Raw genomic sequence first — 18,379 nt, 5'->3', positions numbered from 1 at the left:
CACTGCTAACGCCATTCCTCAAGTTTCACGACCGGATGACTGCTAACGCGCCGTGATCATGGCCACCCAGCGGGCTGACTAGGGTGAAAGCCACGCTTGTCCTTGCGGGAGAACTCATGAATATCCAGCTCAAACGACTCTACATCGATGCAGCTCAGAACGACGGCTACCGCGAGCTGGTCGATGGCATGTGGCGGCGAGGCATCCTGCTCGATGCCCCATGACTTTCGTCTAACAGGCGTCAACGAGTCAGGAGTTTATGCTGACCCTCTCTTTGTATGACAAAGGTTTTAGCGCACGTTTAATGTCTTTGCGTGCCTTTGCTTTGTCATCGCCTTACGCACCCGCCGAAGAGCCCGCTCATGGAACAAGACGTCACTCTCTCGCTTCGAGACGCCGAAGCGCTAAGTCTGCGCATTCTCGACAATGCCGGATTCAACGAAGCCCACGCCGGTGCGATAACGCGCAGCGTCGTTGCGGCACAACGCGACGAGTGCCATTCCCACGGCCTCTATCGTCTTGTCAGCTGCGTGGAAACCGCCAGGAAGGGAGGCGTCGATACCCAAGCCGAGCCGGAGGTCATCGACCAGGCGCCCGGCATCGTGAGAATCGACGCCAAGCGCGGCAACTCGCTGCTCTCCTTCGAACGCGGCAAGGCGCTCCTCAAGGAAAAAGCCGAGCGTAACGGCATCGCCGTACTCGCGATCAACAACTGTTTCCACTTCTCCGCGCTATGGCCCGAGGTCGAAGCCCTCGCAGCGATGGGTCTGGTGGGTCTGGCCATGAATCCCACCCACGCCTTCGTCGCCCCGACGGGTGGCAACCGCCCGCTGCTTGGCACCAACCCTATCGCGTTTGCCTGGCCGCGACCGGGCAAGCAGCCTTACACCTTCGATTTCGCCACCAGCGTCGTCGCCCGTGGCGAGATCGAACTGCACAGGCGCGCCGGAGACTCGATTCCCGAAGGCTGGGCGCTGGATGATCGGGGTAACGCGACCACAGACCCGCTGACCGCGCTCGACGGCGCCATGCTCGCCTTCGGTGGCCACAAAGGCTCGGCGCTTTCGACCATGATCGAGCTCCTCGCCGGCCCTTTGATCGGCGACGTGCTGAGCCACGAGACGCAGCCCGCCAACGACGACGGCACCGGCAAGCCCTACCACGGCGAAATCATCCTCGCCCTCTCCCCCGCCACGTTTTTGGGCGACCGCGCCGACGATCACTTGGCCCATGCGGAAGTTCTATTCGAACGCATCATCGATCAGGGCGCCCGCCTGCCCTCGCAGCGCCGTTTCGAAGCGCGGGAACGCAGTCGCGTCAATGGCGTCACCATCCCGGTTCAACTGTATGAAGAGCTGCAGAAGCTGGCCTGAGCCGACATACGCCGAGACGAACGGTAGTAGACAGCCGCAGGCCCGTGTCTGCCGAGATCGATAGCGCACCACGTACGATTTCACCGATGCGTGTGGCTGGCACGCCAATAGAGGTCGCCAAGGCATTCTTGGTCAATCCCAAAGGCTCGATGAATTCTTCCAGCAAAATCTCGCCGGGATGGAGTTTGGGGAGCCGTTCGTCGATCATGATTCATCTCCCTAGTCTTGGTCGAGGCTAGTGATAATCGACAATTTCAACGTTATAGGCGGTACCACTCTCAAACCGAAAGCAGATTCGCCACTGACCATTGACGCGAATACTGTGCTGGCCGCCGCTACCTCCGCACAGCGCCTCCATCCTGGCGCCGGGCGAATGGTTCATCCCGGCCGTTTATCAAGCGCCAGCCACCCTGCCAAAGCGATCATCGCCGTGCCACTCACCCCATCGAGCCAGCGCTGACGAAGAAGACTGATGCTGCCCTGCCCCAGCAGTCGCCCTACGCTGGCATAGATCACCGCGCAGCCGAACTCGATCAGGATGTAGATCAGCCCTGCCAAGATGATCGCCGGGACGAACGAGCCTCCATCGGCGTGTAGAAACTGCGGCAGAAAGAGCGCGAACAGTACGTAGGCCTTGGGGTTGGTAAGGGCGACCAGCGCTTCCCGCCGGATCAACGGCCAAGCCTGTACGGACTCGATACCCTGGCTCGTCGGCACGGCTTTTGGCCGCCATGCCGTCATCAACGCACGCACTCCCAGATAGAGCAGATACACCACGCCCGCCCACTTCAGCACGTTGAAGAAAATCGCCGAGGTCGCCAGCCAGTGACCCAACCCCACCGCCACCCCAATAATCATCAACGTGAAGGCCGCAAAACGTCCGCACGCCGCCGTCATCGCTGGCGCAACGCCGACCCGAAAACCATTGGAGAGCGACAGCAGTTGGTTGGCGCCCGGCGTCATTGCCATCAAAACGGATGCGCCGACCAGCAACGGCCAGTCGATGACGGTTAGCGAGTGGGGAAATAGTGTCGCCGTCACTGCGGCGAGACTGGTCAGCGCTGCAGGAAACCATACTTGTCCAAGCACGACGCGCTCCCATCCAAGAGATGGTTAGCAGCGTCGGTCAATTTCCAGGGGATAACAACTGCGTTTGCTGGCAAGCGGCATGAAGATAACCAAGGTTTGTCGGATACCGAAATGAAAATCGAGCCCGACTTCGAGCGAACTTGAATGTTCGCTATCAAAAATTACGTTATCGCTCGGCATCGCCCCATCACCACCCCAAAACGCGGGTACTGAAAGTCGTCATAGTGCCCCGCGGCGAAGCTTTCCGGCTGCCGCTTACTCCATAGCCGGCTGCAACACCATGATACAAACCGTAAATATTGATGCATTTCTCACGGGTGAAAATCTCGTCGTCGAATCGGCAGAGACCTAACCAGTGGCGCTTCAGGCGATTGCCCGCCACTCATACGATCGGCACGACCATGAAACGAAAGGGTCTCTAATACTTTTTGCCTACTTCAAAATGTTCGATTTCGCGCCACAATGATCTTAACCGAACATTAGTGAGCAGATCCGAACATGGCCAACGAAACCTACGACCTGATTGTCATCGGCGGCGGCATCAACGGCGCCGGTATTGCGCGCGACGCGGCAGGCCGTGGACTTTCGGTGCTGCTCGTCGAGGCGGATGATCTCGCCAGCCATACGTCTTCGGCGTCGACCAAGCTGATCCACGGTGGCCTGCGTTATCTCGAGCAGTACGAATTCAAGCTCGTGGCCAAGGCGCTTTCCGAGCGCGAGATACTGCTCAAGGCTGCACCGCACATCATCTGGCCGATGCGTTTCATCCTGCCTCATCAGAAGCATCTACGGCCGGCCTGGATGATCCGAACCGGGCTTTTCCTGTATGACCACCTGGGCGGACGACAGACGCTGGCTAGCTCACACGGCATCAAGTTCGCCGATCATGCGGCCGGCGCTCCGCTGAAGTCAGAGTTCACGAAGGGCTTCGTCTACTCGGATGCCTGGGTTCAGGATGCTCGGCTGGTAGTGCTCAACTGCATGGATGCGGCCAATCACGGTGCGCGGATCATGACGCACACGCGTGCCGAAACCGCGGTCCGTAACCGTGACGAATGGACCATCACTCTGCGGACCGCCGAGGGCGAGACGATCCAGGTTGCCGCTCGCGGGCTGGTCAATGCGGCCGGCCCCTGGGCCGTGCGTTTTCTCGACGAGGTCGCCTTGCAGGATCACCCGTATTCGCTGCGCCTGATCAAGGGCAGCCACATCGTGGTGAACAAGCTGTTCGACCACGACTACGCCTACATCTTCCAGCAGCCGGATGGCCGCATCGTGTTCGCCATCCCCTACGAGCGCGATTTCACGCTGATCGGCACGACCGACGTCGAGCACGAAGGCGCTCCCGGCGAAATCGCCATCGAGGAAGACGAGATCGGCTACCTCTGCGAATCCGCCAATCGTTATTTCGAACGGTCTATTGGTCCCGACGATATCGTCTGGAGCTACTCGGGCGTGCGCCCCTTGCTCGACGATCGCGAGGACAACGCCAGCGAAATCACCCGCGATTACCGCATCCAGCTCGACACCGCCGGCGGCGCCCCACTGCTCAATGTCTTTGGCGGCAAGCTAACGACCTATCGGCGGCTGGCCGAAGACGCCGTCGACCAACTGGCGCCCGAGCTCGGCAACCAGGCAAAAGCCTGGACCGGCAAAGGCCACCCTCTACCCGGCGGCGAAGAAGCGAAACCCCAGCACCTGTTCGAGTCGCTACAGGCCAGTCATCCCTTCATCCCACTGGGCATGGCCAATCGCATGGTCTTCAACTACGGCACCCGGATCATGAACATCGTCGGTGACGCCAACAGCCTGGACGATCTTGGTGAGCATTTTGGCGCCGACCTGTATGCCGCCGAAGTCGACTATCTGCGCGATCACGAATGGGCACACACGGCCGAGGACATTCTCTGGCGGCGATCCAAGCTCGGGCTGCGCCTCAAGGATAGCGAACGCTCCCGGCTTGCCGATTATCTGGCGCAATCGTTCGCAACGCCGATGGAGATGTCAGCGTACCCGGAGTGATTCCGGTAACCCAGGGAGACGGCCATCGATACAGATGGTGTCACCCAGAAGCAGGAGACGCAGGAGTTGGGCAGTTAGCCACATCGCCTTTGTGGCGCATGCATACCAGGCCTTACCCGGCCATCACATCAACGCAAGTAAGGAATACCATGGGAGTCATAGAAACAATTGTGTTCCATGAGATAGCCGGTACGGCCTGCATGACGCTGCTTGGCTGCGGCGTGGTGGCCAACGTGCTACTCAAGAAGACCGGCGGTCACAATGGCGGCCCGTTACTGATCTTCTTCGGCTGGGGACTCGCGGTTTATTGCGGCGTGTGGATTGCATTCGATACCGGCGCTCACCTCAATCCCACCATTACGCTCGCCCTCTGGCTGGGCCCGGCCACAGAGTATGCGAAGGGTATTCCCATCACCCTGCCCAATACGCTGGCCTACTTCGCTGGCGAATTCATCGGGGCGTGGCTGGGCGCGGTGCTCTGCTACCTTACCTACAAGAAGCAATACGACGACACCGAGGACGCCACCACCATACTGGCGACATTCTCGACCATACCCACGATCCGATCGCGCTTCTGGAATTGCGTGACCGAGGCCATCGGGACGTTCGTACTCGTTTTTGTCATCATCATGTTCGGTCATACGCCCACCGGGTTGGGGCCATTGGCCGTGGCGTTGCTGGTGGTTGCGATCGGCGCATCGCTGGGCGGCCCGACGGGCTACGCGATCAACCCCGCCCGCGACATGGGGCCACGGATTGCCCATGCCATGTTGCCGATCAGGAACAAGGGCTCCAACGACTGGGGCTACGCATGGGTACCCTTCGTGGGCCCGATCATTGGCAGCAGCCTCGCCGCACTCGTTGCAACGGTCTACTGACCCGTTGCCACCGGTCTATCAAGAGGCACGTCGACTCACTATTCAGGACTCACCCTTCAGAAGGATAGATTTCCCATGAGTGACAAGAAGAAATACGTTCTCGCCATCGACCAAGGCACCACCAGTTCCCGCGCCATACTGTTCGACCACGACGGTCGGATTGCCGGCACCGCCCAGCGCGAGTTCGAGCAGATTTTCCCGCGGCCGGGCTGGGTCGAGCATAATCCCCGCGACATCATGACCAGCGTTCTGACCACGCTGACCGAAGTGATCAACAACACCCAGGTCGATGTCGAAGAGATCGCCGGTATCGGCATCACCAATCAACGTGAAACCACGGTGATCTGGGACAAGAACACCGGCCAGCCGGTCTACAACGCCATCGTCTGGCAATCGCGGCACTCGGCCGAGATCTGCGACGAGCTGCGTGAAGCCGGCCACGCCGACATGGTTCGCGACAAGACCGGTCTGGTGATCGATGCCTATTTCTCGGGCACCAAGATCAAATGGATCTTCGATAACGTCGATGGCGTAAAAGAGAAGGCCGAAAAAGGCGAGCTGCTGTTCGGCACCATGGACTCCTGGCTGATCTGGAACCTGACCGGCGGCGCGGAACACGTCACCGACGTGACCAATGCCTCGCGCACGATGATGTTCAACATCCGTGAGCGCCGCTGGGATCCGGAGCTGCTCGAGATGTTCGGCGTGCCGGAATCCATGCTGCCCGAGGTCAAGTCTTCCAGCGAAGTCTACGGTCACGTGCTGCCGAAGTTCTTCTTCGGCACCCAACTGCCGATCGCGGGTATCGCCGGTGACCAGCAGGCAGCTCTGTTCGGCCAGGCCTGCTTCAAGCCCGGCATGGCCAAGAACACCTACGGCACTGGCTGCTTCACGCTGATGAATACCGGTACCGAAGCGACGGCTTCGGAAAACGGACTCCTGACGACGATCGCCTGGGAGATCGACGGCAAGGTCGAATACGCCCTGGAAGGATCGATATTCGTGGCCGGCTCGGTGGTCCAATGGCTGCGCGACGGGCTGCGCATGCTGGGCAAGTCCTCGGATTCCGAAGCGTATGCCGAGCGCGCCGGCGACAACGATGGCGTCTATCTCGTGCCGGCGTTCACCGGTCTTGGAGCGCCCTACTGGAACTCCAACGTGCGCGGGGCGATGTTCGGCCTGTCGCGGGGCACCAGCAAAGAGACCTTCATCCGTGCGGCGGTCGAATCCATGGCCTATCAGAGCGCGGACGTGCTCAAGGCCATGCAAGCCGATGCCGGTCTCGATCTGACCGAGCTGCGTACCGACGGCGGCGCCATCGCCAACAACTTCCTGGCCCAGTTCCAGGCGGACATTCTCAACGTGGACGTGCTGCGTAGCGAGATCAGCGAAACCACGGCGCTCGGCGCCGCCTACCTGGCCGGTCTGGCCCTCGGCTTCTGGGAGTCGCGCGAACAGATCTCCGAGCAATGGGCCATCGAGCGACGCTTCGAACCCGTCATGGGCGATGACCGGCGTAATGCGTTGTATGACGGCTGGAAGCGTGCGGTGCAGGCGACCATGGCCTTTCACGTCGCCTCGTAAAAGTTTTCGCGTCTAACGAACTTTCCCGCGTTTGTTGGGCAAGAGACAAGGCCCGAGCCCTTTGTTTGATAGGGCTCGGGCCTTTTACTTTTATCCCGAGCCTCTAGCTTTCATGACGTGCTCGGCGACGAGAGCTCCCTCAAGACCCCACGTCTCCAAGATATCGCGTTCTCGAGACATCACGCTCTCAAGACACAAGCCCCCAAGACACCTCGCCCTCAAATCCGGATAATGGCCACATCCGCCCCGGCTCAGAACCGGAGGTGCAGCCACTTACCAACGCGGTCCTTCTCCATGGAAATCAAGGTCAACTATCTCGACAACCTGCGCCAGGAAGCGCTGTTCGATGACTTCACCGTCATCACCGATCAGCCGATCCGCTACAAGGGCGATGGTTCCGCGCCGGGGCCGTTCGACTACTTCCTGGCGTCCTCGGCGCTGTGCGCGGCCTACTTCGTGCGGGTCTACTGCAACGCCCGCGAGATACCGACCGAGAACATCAGGCTTTCGCAGAACAACATCGTCGACCCGGAAAACCGCTACAACCAGATCTTCCGGATCCAGGTCGAGCTGCCGGACGATATATCCGAGAAGGATCGCATCGGCATCCTGCGTTCCGTCGAGCGTTGCTCGGTCAAGCGGGTGATCCAGAACAACCCGGAATTCCAGATCGAGACGGTCAAGAGCATCGACGAGGATGCCCAGGCGCTGCTGATGGCGGGGACTCATGTCAAAGACGGCGAGGGCGAATCGACCTGGATCGAGGGCAAGGATCTGCCACTGGAGCAGACCATCGCCAACATGACCCAGATCCTCGCCGATCTCGGCATGAAGATCGAGATCGCCTCCTGGCGCAACATCGTGCCCAACGTGTGGTCGCTGCACATTCGCGACGCCGCCTCGCCGATGTGCTTCACCAACGGCAAGGGTGCGACCAAGGAAGCCGCGCTCTGCTCCGCGCTGGGCGAGTTCATCGAGCGCCTCTCCTGCAACTTTTTCTACAACGATCAGTTCTTCGGCCCGGAGATCGCCGGTAGCGACTTCGTCCACTATCCGACCGAGAAGTGGTTCCAGCCGGGTCCGAATGACGAACTACCGGCCGAAGTTCTCGACGACCATTGCCGGGCGATCTTCGATCCGGAAGGCGAACTGCGCGGATCGCATCTCTTCGACACCAACTCCGGACGCACGGATCGCGGCATCGTCTCGCTGCCCTTCGTGCGCCAGTCGGATGGCGAGACGGTGTGGTTTCCGTCGAACCTGATCGAAAATCTGTACCTGAGCAATGGCATGAGCGCGGGCAACACCATCGCCGAAGCGCAGGTGCAGTGCCTGTCGGAGATCTTCGAGCGCGCGGTGAAGAAGCAGATCATCGAGCAGGAAATCGTGCTGCCGGACGTGCCCGAGACCGTGCTGGCGAAATATCCCGAGATTCAGGAAGGCATCGCCGCCCTGGAGGCACAGGGCTTTCCGGTACTGGTGAAGGATGCCTCTCTCGGCGGCCAGTTCCCGGTCGCCTGCGTGACACTGATGAACCCGCGCACCGGCGGCGTCTTTGCCTCGTTCGGCGCACACCCGAGCCTGCAGGTCGCGATCGAGCGCAGCCTCACCGAGCTATTGCAAGGCCGCAGCTTCGAGGGCATGAACGACCTCCCGCCGCCCACCTTCAACTCCCAGGCAGTGTCCGAGCCCAACAACTTCGTCGAGCACTTCATCGACTCCTCCGGCGTGATCTCGTGGCGTTTCTTCAGCGCCAGCGCGGATGTGGAATTCGTCGAGTGGGGCTTCTCGGGTTCGAATGATGAGGAGGCCGCCAGCCTGTTCGGCATTCTCGAAGCCGAGGGCCTGGAAGCCTACGTGGCGATCCATGAAGACCTGGGCGCGCCGGTCTGCCGGATTCTGGTGCCGGGCTACTCCGAGGTGTACCCGGTGGAGGATCTGGTGTGGGACAACACCAACATGGCGCTGGCTTTTCGCGAGGACATCCTCAACCTGCACGCGCTGGATGATGAACGACTGGCCGACCTGCTGGAGCGCCTGGACGAGAGCGAGCTCGACGAGCAGATGAAGATCATTACGCTGATCGGCATCGAGTTCGACGAGAACACCGTGTGGGGCCAGCTCACGATTCTCGAACTGAAGCTGCTGATCAATCTGGCACTCGGCAGGCAGGAAGACGCCCTGGATCAGGTCGAGATGTTCCTGCAGTTCAACGACAACACCGTCGACCGCGGCCTGTTCTATCAGGCACTACTCGCCGTGCTGCAGATCACCCTCGACGACGATCTCGAGCTGGACGATTACCGTCACAACCTCAAGCGCATGTTCGGCGAGGAAACGATGACGGCAACCGTCGGTTCCGTAGAGGGCTCGGTTCGCTTCGCCGGTCTGACACCAACCAATGTGCAACTGGAAGGCCTGGATCGGCACCAGCGCCTGCTCGAAAGCTACCGGAAACTGCACGTGGCGCGGGCTGCTCGAAGCAACTGAGTAGTGGCAACCCGGCCGTCAGCGATCGGCCGGGTGATTCACGCCGTCGGTGGCCTCGACTTCGCCCAGGTCGTACGGATTGACGCCTTCCAGGCAGCCGATGTTGTAGCCGTACTGGTCGGGATTCGAACGTCGCTGGTGATGAGTGTAGATCCCGCAGTTGCCGCAGAAGTAGTGTTTCGCGGTCATCGTGTTGAACTGATAGCAGCGCAGCACGTCTTCACCGGCGATGACGTGCAACGCGTTCAACGGCACGCCCGAGGTGATAGCTCCCTTGCGTTTGCATAGCGAGCAATTGCAGCGATGCGGCTCGACCACGCCATCGGGTAATTCGAGCTCCAGTACCACCGCACCACAGTGGCAGCTCAAACGATGTCGCGGCTGGATGTCGGTATTGCCGATGCGTTTGATCATGGCCGGTTCTCCTCGTTCCTGGCACGTTCAGCATAGCGCGATTCCATTCCTCGGCCGGCCCACATACGTTCGTTGGATCTTCACATCTTCGTCATTAGCGCCCCCTAATCTGTCGTCACTGGCACTATCGACAGCGACCGAACGGGGACCGACCATGACGACGGATCGAAAGCATTTTTCCAGGCGTGACTTTCTGACGACCAGCAGTCGTCTCGGTATCGGTCTTGGATTGGCCGGCACCGGACTGCTGGGCGCGCCGGCAATCATTCTGGCAGAGGGACGCCGCCCAACCCTCGAAGGTGGCGTGATGAGTGGCGACGTGCTGCCCGATCGCGCGATGCTGTGGGGGCGTGCCAGCATGCCATCGCGGATGCTGATGGAGGTCGCCGACAATCCCGAGTTCCGCGGCGCGCATCAGCTCCCTTGGGTCGATGTGCTGCCCACCACCGACCTGATCGGCAAGATCGACGCGACCGGCCTGACAGGCATGGATACCGTGCACTACCGGGTGCGCTTTGCCGCACTGGGCGATTCACGCGCGATGAGCGAGCCGGTGATCGGGCGGTTGCGACTGCCGCCCTCCCAACCCAGAGACATTCGCTTCGTCTGGTCCGGTGACGTGGTCGGTCAGGGCTGGGGCATCGATGAATCTCGCGGCGGCATGCGCACCTGGGAAACGATGCGTCAGGCCCGGCCGGATTTCTTCATCCACTCCGGCGACACGGTATACGCCGACGGGCCGCTGGAAGCGCAGACCGAGCTCCCCGATGGGAGTGTGTGGCGTAATATCGTCACGCCAGCCAAACAAAAGGTCGCCGAAACCCTCGATGAGTATCGCGGCCAGCACGCCTACAACCATCTCGACGCCAATTTTCGTCGTTTCGCCGCCGAAGTGCCGATGCTGGCGCAGTGGGACGACCACGAGACGCTCAACAACTGGTATCCGCAGGAGCTTCTCGACGACGACCGCTACCGGGAGAAGAACGTGGCGCTGCTCTCCGCCCGCGCGCGCCAGGCCTTTCTGGAATACATGCCGATCCGGATGTCGTCTTCTGCCCCGCAACGGATCTATCGGCGTTTTTCCTACGGGCCAGGGATGGAAGTGTTCATGCTCGACATGCGCAGTTATCGCGGCCCCAACAGCGCCAATCTGCAAGACAAGGAATCATCGGCCGCCGCGTTCCTGGGCGAGAATCAGTTCCGCTGGCTGCGGCGAGCGCTGAACGACTCCACCGCGACCTGGAAGATCATTGCCGCCGACATGCCCATCGGCATGGTGGTGCCGGATGGCGAGTTGTTCGAAGCGATCGCCAACAATGGTCCCGGCCAGCCGCTCGGGCGGGAACTGGAACTCGCCCGACTGTTGCGGGCCATTCGTGACGACGATATCGCCAACGTCGTCTGGTTCACCGCCGACGTTCACTACACCGCTGCGCACCACTACGCTCCGGAGCGCGCGAGTTTCAAGGCGTTCAAGCCGTTCTGGGAATTCGTCAGCGGCCCACTCCACGCCGGCACTTTCGGCCCCAGCGAGATGGACGCCACCTTCGGTCCGGAGGTGACATTCTCCAAGGCCCCGCCGGAGGGCCAGTCGAACTTGCCACCCTCGGCGGGCTATCAGTTCTTCGGCCAGGCCGATCTGGACGCCGAAAGCGAAACGCTGACCGTTCGGCTGAAAGACAGTGACGGCAGGACGCTGCATATCCAGGTGCTGGAGCCCGAGACCCGTTCCGCCAACGCCTGAGGACAGCGGGCGGTCGGCGGCAATGTCACACCAGCTTGCCCGGGTTCATGATCCCGAGCGGATCGAGGGCGGTCTTGATCGCGCGCATCACGGCCCAACCTTCGCCGTGTTCGGCTTCCATATAGGCCCGCTTGCCGGTGCCGATGCCGTGCTCGCCGGTGCAGGTGCCGCCGGCGGCCAGGGCGCGCTCGATCAGGCGCTGGTTGAATGCCGCCAGCGTCTCGAGCTCTTGTTCGCTATGGCGATCCACGGCGACGACCAGATGAAAATTGCCGTCACCGACATGGCCCAGCAGCGGCGCGATCAGGCCACTTTCGGCGACATCCGCCTGGGTCGCTTCGATGCAGTCGGCCAGCTGGGAGATCGGCACGCAGATATCGGTGGCCAGGAACTCCATCCCGGGGCGCAGCGCCTTGGCCGCGTAGGCGGCATCGTGACGCGCCTGCCATAGCGCCTGGCGATCCTCCTCCTTCGTCGCCCAGGCGAAGTCGCTGCCGCCGAACTCCTGGCACAGTTCCGCCATCGCTTCGGCCTGTTCCTTGACGCCGGCGTGGGTGCCGTGGAATTCCAGAAACAGTGTCGGCTTCTCGGCGTAGTCGAGCCGGGAGAACGCGTTCACCGCGCGCATGGCGAGTGCGTCCATCAGTTCGATTCGCGCCATGGGAATGCCGTACTGAATCGAGGCGATCACCGCATCGATGGCGCCGGCAACGTTGTCGAACGCCACCGTCGCCGAGGAGATCGCTTCCGGCAGGCCGTGCAGCTTCACATTGAGTTCGGTGATGATGCCGAGCGTACCTTCGGCGCCAATCATCAGATGGGTGAGATCGTAGCCGGCCGCGGACTTGCGCGCGCGGGTGCCGGTCTCGACGATACGGCCGTCCGGCATCACCACGGTCATCGATAGCAAGTTCTCGCGAATGGTGCCGTAGCGCACGGTATTGGTGCCGCTGGCGCGGGTCGAAGCCATGCCGCCCATGCTGGCATCCGCCCCGGGATCGACGGAGAAGAACAGCCCCGTCGCGCGTAGGTGAGTATTCAACTGGGTGCGCGTCACGCCCGGCTGGACGGTGGCGTCCATGTCTTCCGGGCGAACCTCGATCACCGCATTCATCTGCGAAAGATCGACGCATAGCCCGCCATGATCGGCGATCACCTGGCCTTCGATGGACGTGCCAACGCCGTAGGGAATTACCGGCACCCAATGCGCCGCGCAGGCCCGCACCACGGCGGAGACTTCCTCGGTGGAGTGCGGAAAGCAGACCGCATCCGGCGCGGCCGGATGATGCCAGGACTCGTCATGCCCGTGTTGCTCGCGAATCCCCGCCGCCGTCGTGATGCGATCCCCCAGGATGGGTTCGAGCTCGGCGATCAGTGCCTGAAGCGTTTTGGCATCGGGGCGTGAAGGCAGTTCGGCAGGATTCGCGTCGGGGAAAGACATGAAGAACACCTCAGTAGACCGGGAATGACCGACAGTGAGCAAGCTATCGACCTTCCCAGCATACCGGATTTTATCCGCGCTGCGTGGCGCCCGCTCCTGCCGATGTCAGTTCGTGACGGTGTCCCTGATGGCTTCGGTAGCTGGCGCACCCGCCTTGCCGAACACTTCCCGCAGATGCTCGCGATACTCCGCCGTGTGCCGTTCGACATCCGGCATTTTCATCACATCGTTGGCGATGAAGGTGGGCAACCCTTCCAGGCCGACGAAGGTCTGCGATTTGTGGAATGCGAAGTAGACGCCGTCGACGCCACGCCCTTCGAAGAAGTTGTCCGACTCATCGAACGCTTCCCGCGGCGCGTTCCAGGTCAACGAGAGCATGTAGCGGCGGCCCTGCAGCAGCCCGCCGCTGCCGTACTGCTTGCTCGGGTCGTGACGCGAACGCCCATCGTTGGCGTAGAGCGAACCGTGGCCCGCGGTGAAGACTTCGTCGATGTAGCGCTTCACGCTCCAGGGCGTGCCCATCCACCAGCCGGGCATCTGATAGACGATCACATCCGCCCACAGATAGTTCTGCACTTCGGCGTCGACGTCGTAGCCCTGCTCGATGATCGTCTCGTGGACTTGGTGACCCAGTTCGCGCAGTTGCTCGACGGCAACCTCGTGGAACGTATTGTTGAGCTCACCGCCGGAATGGGCAAAGGGCTTACCGCCATTGATCAACAGTATCTTCATGATATCGCCTCTCGATAAATAATGATGGAGCAGCCTTGCACTGCCACTGATCGATGCAACGATTGTGACGCCTGCCAGCAAAAGAAAAACCCGACTGGCGACAAGTCACTTTTGATTTAAAATCAATAAACATATCGAAAGGCCATCGACGCGCCATGAAAAGTACCCTGGAAGAGCAGCAGGCATTCATCGCCGTGGTCGACAGCGGCTCGATCACCGCCGCCGCCGAGCGGCTGGAGATGACCGTCTCCGGCGTCAGCCGTGCGCTCAACCGGCTGGAGCAGAAACTGGCGACGACACTGCTGCGGCGAACGACGCGCCGGCTGGAGCTGACCGAAGAAGGCGAAACCTTCCTCGCTCATTGTCGGCGCATACTGGCTGCCGTGGAAAACGCGGAAGAGGCGATCGTCGGCCACCATGATCAGCCCAAAGGCCGACTGCGCATCAACGCCGCGCCGAGCTTCATGCAGTTCGTGATCGTGCCGATCATCGGCGAGTTCCGGGCCCGCTATCCCGGCATCACGCTGGAACTCGATACCCACGACCGCTTCATCGATCTGCTCGAGCAGCGCGTCGACCTCGCCATCCGTATCGGCGAACTGACCGACTCTTCGCTGCACGCCCGACCGCTCGGCCATAGCCCGTTACGGCTTCTCGCCAGCCCCCGCTATCTCGAGCGCCATGGCGTGCCTCGCTGCGTCGAGGATCTCGCTCACCACAGTCTGCTCGGTTTCAGCCAGCTCGACCATCTCAACGACTGGCCGCTGCTCGATGCCCACGCCAAGCCGTTTCACGTGAAACCTTCGCTATCCGCTTCCAGCGGTCCGACACTGCTGGAACTGGTGACGGCCGGCGAGGGCATTGCCTGTCTCGCCGACTACATGACCCTTCGCCCCCGCCAGCTCGGCACGCTGATCGACATACTACCCGAGCAGACACAGTTCCAGACTCAACGCATCAACGTCGTCTATTATCGTCAGACCGCGCTCTCCCGGCGCGCTCGGCTGCTGATGGATTTTCTTGCACAGCGGCTGCCGGGAGACTATCTGAATCTCTGATGTTCGTCGTCGAGCACATTGCGATGCCCCTGGCACCTTCTGGCAATTTATATCGATTCCTCCTTAACCTGGATCGAATCCCCGGGCCTTGCTTAAACAGTATCTTGTCGAACATGAGCATGTGATGCGCCAAGGCAGGCGCCACGTTTTACGAAGGAGCGTACGATGCCCCACCCCGATTGGCGGCGCGCGCTACATCGGCTCCGCACCGAGTGGGCAACGCCGGCGGAAGAGCCTCGGACACTCGCGCGGCGCCTTGAACAGTTGATCGAGCTGGAACTCGATCGACTGCCAAGACCGGCCCAAGGCGAGACTTTGTTGCGCTGGGCGACGCTGGCGGAGATCGCCGGGCTGGATCTCGCGCTGATCAAGCTGTTCGAAGGCCACACCGATGCCCTGGCGATACTCGCCGAGCTGAGCGACGCCGATCGTTTCCCTCGAGAGGCCGTGTGGGCCGTGTGGGCGGCGGAACCACCGTTTGCCCGCGTCGAAATCATTCCCGATGAAACGACGACCGGCCCGCTGTCGGACCGCCAGCGCGTGCGTCTGCGCGGACGCAAGGCATGGTGCTCGGGTGCCGCGACGGTTTCTCACGCGATGGTCACCGCCTGGCATGAGCAAACCCCTTATCTGGCCGCCGTCGATATGCGTACGCCCGGCGTTCAGGTGACGCAGACCGGCTGGCACGCCGTGGGCATGGCCGCCACCCAGAGCGTGGACGTGGATTTCGACGCTGCCGAGGCGATTCTCGTCGGTCCCGCCAGAGGCTATCTACAACGCCCCGGTTTCTGGCAGGGCGGTATCGGCATCGCCGCCTGCTGGTGGGGCGCCGCCGCCAGGCTCGGCGAGATACTGCGGGCGAGCGTCGCCAAGCGGGACGACCCGCACGCCCTGGCGCACCTGGGCGCGGTCGATGTCGCCCTGCGCCACGGTGAAGCGCGCCTGCGGGACGCCGCCGGCTGGGTCGACGAGCATCCCCACGCCGACGCCCGCTATCTGGCGTTATCGGTACGTGGCGCCGTCGACGCCGTCGTCGAGGAAGTCATTCATCATGTCGGGCGCGGCGTCGGTGCCGGCCCCTACTGTCGCGATCCGGCCTTTGCCCGGCTGATGGCCGACCTGCCGGTATTCGTCCGCCAGTGCCACGCCGAGCGCGACCTGCAGGCGATCGGAGACTATCGCCGACAGGATCACGAGGAAATATCGGAATGGAATCTATGGCCATGATCGAAGACGAGCGGCGGATCGAAGGGGATGGCACGCCGCTGGACACCTGGCTTGGCTGGCCGGAGCTGGCGACATTGCCCACATTCGATCTGGAAGCGCGAATGGCCAAAGGCCGGCGCGTGGTGGTGGTAGCACCGCACCCCGACGATGAGATCCTCGGTTGCGGCGTCCTGCTGCAGCAGTGTCACGCCCTGGGTCGCGAGCTTCTGATGATCTCGGTGACCGACGGCACCGGCAGCCATCCGGATTCGACACGCTGGCCACCCGAGCGGCTGGCCGCCACGCGCCCCGAGGAGAGCCAGCGCGCGCTGGACCGCCTGGGGCTCGACGACATCGAGACGATTCGCCTGAGACTGCCCGACACGCAAGTCGCCGCGGAAACGGCGGAACTCGCCTTCCGGCTGCACAAGGTGCTGCGTGACGACGACGTCATCGTCACGACATGGCGCGGGGACGGTCATGCCGATCATGAAGCGGTCGGCGAGGTCTGCGCCAAGCTGCTGAAGGAGAGCCAACGTACCCTGCTCGAGATGCCGATCTGGATGTGGCACTGGGCAACGCCGGACGACCCCCGCGTCCCGTGGCATCGCGCATACCGGCTGCCGTCGACACCCGCCGAAATCGAGCGCAAGCAACGCGCCATGCTCGAACACGTCAGCCAGTGCGAGCCCGATCCCTCGACCGGCCGGCCACCGATTCTTTCTGCCCAGGCGCTTGCACGCCTGATGCAGGATCACGAGGTGCTGCTGGTATGAGCGCCCGAGACATGAATGAACCTGGCATGAGCGAACCTGGCATGAACGACGACTTTTCGACCGGCGTTGCCGAAGCCGGCACGAAAGAGGCCGCCAAGGCCGATGCCAGGCTCGAGCTTCACGCGCATTTCGAGCGTCTGCACGCCCATTCCAGCGATCCGTGGCACTACGACGCCTCCTGGTACGAACAGCGCAAGCGCGCCCTGACGTTGGCAATGCTGACGCGCGCGCGTTATCGCCGCGCGTTCGAACCCGGCTGCTCGGTGGGCGTGCTCAGCGCCGACCTGGCGCCGCGTTGCGATGAACTGCTCGGCTGGGACGTCAGCGCCAGCGCCGTCGCTCATGCTCGCCGCCGGCTCGCGCCCTGGCCCCACGTAAGGGTCGAACGACACGAGTTGTCGAGCGCGCCATCCGAGGCGCTTCCCGCTGGAGCATTCGACCTCATCGTCTTCAGTGAACTGGGGTATTACCTGGAACCCGCTGCCCTGCAGGCAACGATCGAGGGTCTCAAGCGCGCTCTGCACCCATCCGGCGAGCTGATAGCGTGCCACTGGCGCCATCCATTGGCTGACGGCCGAATGAGTGGCGATACCGTGCATGAACGATTGCATGAGATCCTCGAACTGCCCCGGGTCAGCACCCTGACAGAGCGCGATTTCCGACTGGACCTGTGGTCTGCCGGGGCCACGCCATGATCGGTGTCGTGGTACCGGCCCATAACGAGGAGACCTTGCTCGACGCTTGCCTGGAGTCGCTGCAGGCCGCGGCGGGGCATCCGGCGGTCATTGGGGAAGGGGTTCGTATCGTCGTGGTGCTGGACGCGTGCAGCGACGGATCCTACGCGGTCGCGCGCCAACGGGGCGTGACGACGCTCGACGTCGACTTCACCAACGTCGGCATGTCGCGCCATGTCGGCGCGCAATGGCTGATCGGCCGCGGCGCGCGCTGGCTGGCCTTCACCGATGCCGACACCATCGTTCAGCCCGACTGGCTCGCCCAGCAGCTCGCCAGTCGCGCCGATGCCGTGTGCGGCGGTATCCGGCTGGAGGGCTGGGATCAGTTGCCACGGGAGCTGCGCCGCCGCTTCGTCGCCTATCGACGCGCGCTGCCCGATGGCCGACACATCCATGGTGCCAATCTCGGCGTCGCCGTCGGCGCCTATCAGGCGGTCGGCGGTTTCGCCCCGCTCGCCTCCCAGGAGGACGTGCATCTCGTCGCCGCCCTGCAGCAACATGGCTACACCATCGACTGGCGCGAGACCCTGAAAGTCCTGACCAGTACGCGCCAGGACGCCCGCGCCCCGGGCGGTCTCGGTGAGCGGCTGCGGGCCCTTCAGCTGTAGCCGTTGCGGGCCGGCCCCGTCACCAAGACAACAATAACGACAACCATGACGACAGCGCCAGGTCGTCGATTCGCCTAATCGTCCAAGGCAGCCCATACTCGAAATGAAGGCACGCCCTGACGGCTTCTACGCGCCGTCATGACTCGTGATACCGATCGTCTCACCGCTCAAGTCTCACTACTTACGTCTCACCCCGCTCGAGCTGGCCACCACCAGCCTCTTTTCGCCCT

At 62.3% G+C, this 18,379-nt stretch carries 17 protein-coding genes; 11 read left to right on the top strand and 6 right to left on the bottom strand.

The features are described 5' to 3' along the window. The first annotated feature begins 362 nt into the window (after positions 1–362). Positions 363–1,373 (top strand): Ldh family oxidoreductase, encoded by a 1,011-nt coding sequence (locus tag ACUN9V_RS11410; protein WP_445511474.1) that lies wholly within the window; start codon positions 363–365, stop codon positions 1,371–1,373. Here ACUN9V_RS11410 and ACUN9V_RS11405 read toward each other — a convergent pair. From ACUN9V_RS11405 to ACUN9V_RS11395, 3 genes are read right to left on the bottom strand one after another with little or no spacing between them, the layout of a single operon-like run. After that, complete coding sequence (locus tag ACUN9V_RS11405; RefSeq protein WP_445511473.1) at positions 1,327–1,581, bottom strand: HigA family addiction module antitoxin; 255 nt, start codon at positions 1,579–1,581, stop codon at positions 1,327–1,329. The genes ACUN9V_RS11410 and ACUN9V_RS11405 overlap by 47 nt on opposite strands. Positions 1,582–1,608: 27 nt before the next feature. Further along, complete coding sequence (locus ACUN9V_RS11400; RefSeq protein WP_445511472.1) at positions 1,609–1,755, bottom strand: type II toxin-antitoxin system RelE/ParE family toxin; 147 nt, start codon at positions 1,753–1,755, stop codon at positions 1,609–1,611. After that, positions 1,752–2,462, bottom strand: coding sequence for a LysE family translocator (locus tag ACUN9V_RS11395; RefSeq protein WP_445511471.1), 711 nt, complete (start codon positions 2,460–2,462; stop codon positions 1,752–1,754). Before ACUN9V_RS11395 ends, ACUN9V_RS11400 begins: the two co-directional genes overlap by 4 nt. Before the next feature lie 498 nt (positions 2,463–2,960). On the opposite strand from ACUN9V_RS11395, the gene glpD reads away from it, so the two are divergent. The 4 genes from glpD to ACUN9V_RS11375 all read left to right on the top strand — a co-directional run bounded on the left by glpD (position 2,961) and on the right by ACUN9V_RS11375 (position 9,436). Beyond that, a complete protein-coding gene (gene glpD, locus ACUN9V_RS11390; RefSeq protein ID WP_445511470.1) occupies positions 2,961–4,484 on the top strand; it encodes a glycerol-3-phosphate dehydrogenase in 1,524 nt (507 codons plus the stop codon). A gap of 149 nt (positions 4,485–4,633) precedes the next feature. Next, on the top strand, positions 4,634–5,362 hold the full coding sequence (locus ACUN9V_RS11385) for an MIP/aquaporin family protein (RefSeq protein WP_445511469.1): 729 nt from the start codon (positions 4,634–4,636) through the stop codon (positions 5,360–5,362). 75 nt (positions 5,363–5,437) lie between these two features. Continuing rightward, positions 5,438–6,946, top strand: coding sequence for a glycerol kinase GlpK (gene glpK / locus ACUN9V_RS11380; RefSeq protein ID WP_445511468.1), 1,509 nt, complete (start codon positions 5,438–5,440; stop codon positions 6,944–6,946). Positions 6,947–7,240: 294 nt separating this feature from the next. Next, on the top strand, positions 7,241–9,436 hold the full coding sequence (locus ACUN9V_RS11375) for an OsmC domain/YcaO domain-containing protein (RefSeq protein ID WP_445511467.1): 2,196 nt from the start codon (positions 7,241–7,243) through the stop codon (positions 9,434–9,436). 18 nt (positions 9,437–9,454) lie between these two features. On the opposite strand, the gene ACUN9V_RS11370 is transcribed toward ACUN9V_RS11375, so the two are convergent. Continuing rightward, a complete protein-coding gene (locus ACUN9V_RS11370) occupies positions 9,455–9,850 on the bottom strand; it encodes a GFA family protein (RefSeq protein ID WP_445511466.1) in 396 nt (131 codons plus the stop codon). A 154-nt stretch (positions 9,851–10,004) separates the two neighbouring features. Here ACUN9V_RS11370 and ACUN9V_RS11365 point away from each other — a divergent pair, with 154 nt between their 5' ends. Further along, entirely contained in the window at positions 10,005–11,594 is a 1,590-nt protein-coding gene (locus ACUN9V_RS11365) for an alkaline phosphatase D family protein (RefSeq protein WP_445511465.1), read from the top strand. A gap of 25 nt (positions 11,595–11,619) precedes the next feature. On the opposite strand, the gene ACUN9V_RS11360 is transcribed toward ACUN9V_RS11365, so the two are convergent. Then, positions 11,620–13,035: an FAD-binding oxidoreductase gene (locus ACUN9V_RS11360; protein ID WP_445511464.1), complete on the bottom strand. Its 1,416-nt coding sequence runs from the start codon at positions 13,033–13,035 to the stop codon at positions 11,620–11,622. A 105-nt stretch (positions 13,036–13,140) separates the two neighbouring features. After that, the gene (locus ACUN9V_RS11355; protein ID WP_445511463.1) at positions 13,141–13,767 is read right to left on the bottom strand and encodes an NAD(P)H-dependent oxidoreductase; all 627 of its coding nucleotides are present in this window, start codon (positions 13,765–13,767) and stop codon (positions 13,141–13,143) included. Between the two features lie 155 nt (positions 13,768–13,922). Here ACUN9V_RS11355 and ACUN9V_RS11350 point away from each other — a divergent pair, with 155 nt between their 5' ends. From ACUN9V_RS11350 to ACUN9V_RS11330, 5 genes are all read left to right on the top strand, one after another. Beyond that, positions 13,923–14,825 carry a LysR substrate-binding domain-containing protein gene (locus tag ACUN9V_RS11350; protein WP_445511462.1) on the top strand — a complete coding sequence of 301 codons (903 nt, stop codon included), beginning with the start codon at positions 13,923–13,925 and terminating at the stop codon, positions 14,823–14,825. A 165-nt stretch (positions 14,826–14,990) separates the two neighbouring features. Next, positions 14,991–16,052 carry a hypothetical protein gene (locus ACUN9V_RS11345; RefSeq protein ID WP_445511461.1) on the top strand — a complete coding sequence of 354 codons (1,062 nt, stop codon included), beginning with the start codon at positions 14,991–14,993 and terminating at the stop codon, positions 16,050–16,052. Next, positions 16,034–16,807: a PIG-L deacetylase family protein gene (locus tag ACUN9V_RS11340; protein ID WP_445511460.1), complete on the top strand. Its 774-nt coding sequence runs from the start codon at positions 16,034–16,036 to the stop codon at positions 16,805–16,807. Before ACUN9V_RS11345 ends, ACUN9V_RS11340 begins: the two co-directional genes overlap by 19 nt. 26 nt (positions 16,808–16,833) lie before the next feature. Beyond that, positions 16,834–17,502 carry an SAM-dependent methyltransferase gene (locus ACUN9V_RS11335; RefSeq protein ID WP_445511459.1) on the top strand — a complete coding sequence of 223 codons (669 nt, stop codon included), beginning with the start codon at positions 16,834–16,836 and terminating at the stop codon, positions 17,500–17,502. Beyond that, positions 17,499–18,149 carry a glycosyltransferase gene (locus ACUN9V_RS11330; protein ID WP_445511458.1) on the top strand — a complete coding sequence of 217 codons (651 nt, stop codon included), beginning with the start codon at positions 17,499–17,501 and terminating at the stop codon, positions 18,147–18,149. Before ACUN9V_RS11335 ends, ACUN9V_RS11330 begins: the two co-directional genes overlap by 4 nt. Positions 18,150–18,379: the final 230 nt, after the last annotated feature.

Source organism: Salinicola sp. V024, from assembly GCF_052645315.1.
The sequence above is the reverse complement of the archived record's forward strand: the minus strand, read 5'-3'. Positions and strand labels throughout refer to the sequence as shown.

Bases quoted from the DNA above. Each gene is read 5' to 3' on its own strand.
- ACUN9V_RS11375 (WP_445511467.1), top strand. From the start codon at position 7,241: ATGGAAATCAAGGTCAACTATCTCGACAACCTGCGCCAGGAAGCGCTG.
- glpD (WP_445511470.1), top strand. From the start codon at position 2,961: ATGGCCAACGAAACCTACGACCTGATTGTCATCGGCGGCGGCATCAAC.
- ACUN9V_RS11355 (WP_445511463.1), bottom strand. From the start codon at position 13,767: ATGAAGATACTGTTGATCAATGGCGGTAAGCCCTTTGCCCATTCCGGC.
- ACUN9V_RS11330 (WP_445511458.1), top strand. From the start codon at position 17,499: ATGATCGGTGTCGTGGTACCGGCCCATAACGAGGAGACCTTGCTCGAC.
- ACUN9V_RS11405 (WP_445511473.1), bottom strand. From the start codon at position 1,581: ATGATCGACGAACGGCTCCCCAAACTCCATCCCGGCGAGATTTTGCTG.
- ACUN9V_RS11400 (WP_445511472.1), bottom strand. From the start codon at position 1,755: ATGAACCATTCGCCCGGCGCCAGGATGGAGGCGCTGTGCGGAGGTAGC.
- ACUN9V_RS11345 (WP_445511461.1), top strand. From the start codon at position 14,991: ATGCCCCACCCCGATTGGCGGCGCGCGCTACATCGGCTCCGCACCGAG.
- ACUN9V_RS11370 (WP_445511466.1), bottom strand. From the start codon at position 9,850: ATGATCAAACGCATCGGCAATACCGACATCCAGCCGCGACATCGTTTG.
- glpK (WP_445511468.1), top strand. From the start codon at position 5,438: ATGAGTGACAAGAAGAAATACGTTCTCGCCATCGACCAAGGCACCACC.
- ACUN9V_RS11410 (WP_445511474.1), top strand. From the start codon at position 363: ATGGAACAAGACGTCACTCTCTCGCTTCGAGACGCCGAAGCGCTAAGT.
- ACUN9V_RS11350 (WP_445511462.1), top strand. From the start codon at position 13,923: ATGAAAAGTACCCTGGAAGAGCAGCAGGCATTCATCGCCGTGGTCGAC.
- ACUN9V_RS11365 (WP_445511465.1), top strand. From the start codon at position 10,005: ATGACGACGGATCGAAAGCATTTTTCCAGGCGTGACTTTCTGACGACC.
- ACUN9V_RS11385 (WP_445511469.1), top strand. From the start codon at position 4,634: ATGGGAGTCATAGAAACAATTGTGTTCCATGAGATAGCCGGTACGGCC.
- ACUN9V_RS11360 (WP_445511464.1), bottom strand. From the start codon at position 13,035: ATGTCTTTCCCCGACGCGAATCCTGCCGAACTGCCTTCACGCCCCGAT.
- ACUN9V_RS11340 (WP_445511460.1), top strand. From the start codon at position 16,034: ATGGAATCTATGGCCATGATCGAAGACGAGCGGCGGATCGAAGGGGAT.
- ACUN9V_RS11335 (WP_445511459.1), top strand. From the start codon at position 16,834: ATGAGCGAACCTGGCATGAACGACGACTTTTCGACCGGCGTTGCCGAA.